This is a genomic window from Halomonas llamarensis (genome assembly GCF_023555005.1).
Taxonomy (GTDB): Bacteria; Pseudomonadota; Gammaproteobacteria; order Pseudomonadales; family Halomonadaceae; genus Vreelandella; species Vreelandella llamarensis.
This window is the reverse complement of the sequence record NZ_JAMJPJ010000084.1, coordinates 1-911: the sequence shown is the minus strand read 5'-3', so window position 1 is coordinate 911 and position 911 is coordinate 1. Positions and strand designations below refer to the sequence as shown.

The following is a 911-nucleotide window of genomic DNA, read 5'->3' as shown; positions in this document are numbered from 1 at the left end:
CGGTGCCCGCGTTCTGGGAGATCTCGAAGTAGTTCTTGGTGCTTACACCTGGGTCTTCGATGGTGAGCTGGCCAGACGGCGCACGGCCGGTGATCTGGATATCGTTGCTGCCGACCAACTTGCGGTGAACCACCTCGCCAGACATATCGAGCGAGAACTGGTTGAACGGCACCGTGGCGCCCATGAAGTTGAGCGGCTCGGTGTTCATGGTGTTGACCGCCAAGGCGTCACGCCACTGGCTGAGCGTGACGCTGGGCAGCTGCTCTTGGGTCACGGGGCTAATCAACCCGCGCAGCGTGAAACGAATCACGGGCATGTTTTCGGCATTCACGGTGAACGCGGCGGTGCCATGCACCCCCCGCCCTTTGTGCAGGTTGCCGTCGACGTGGGCGAAGAACACGCCGCTGTCTTCGTTTTCGGAGACGGGGGCGTAGGTGACGCTTTCGTTATCGACGGTGTTGTCGATGACTTCGGAGAAGCCGCAGCAACGCAGCATCTTGCCCCAGGGCGGGGCGGTGCCAGCGGTACCGCTGGTGTTCAGCTCGACCTCGACTTCCACCTGCACGTGCTTTTCACCCGGTGCGCGGGGCGAGTTGCCGTAGTACGGCCGCACAAAGTTGCGCTCGATATCGTTACCGCTGAGCGGGGTAACGGTGATCTCGCGGGTCAAGATGGCATCCGTCGCCGCTTCGGGCGTGGTGGTGCCATCGTTGTAGTCGGCTTCCAGGGCGAACAGCATCGCCCGGCGGTTGGTTCTCATGCTCACGGTGTCGTCTCCAGTAGGGGCCACCAGTATTCGGCGGTTAGCACATCGGCCCAAAACAGGGCGTGGCTTTGCAGGGCCAATAGCTGGCCGCGTTGCCATTTCACGGGGATGTCGCCGCCTGGCGGCATCCAGTTAATCAATTGCG

General features: G+C 62.1%; 1 protein-coding gene. It reads right to left on the bottom strand.

Annotation, left to right across the window (positions count from 1 at the left end):
* On the bottom strand, positions 1-760 hold a 760-nt coding region (locus tag M8006_RS17665; RefSeq protein WP_347709781.1), incomplete at its 3' end, for a phage tail tube protein.
* Positions 761-911: the final 151 nt, after the last annotated feature.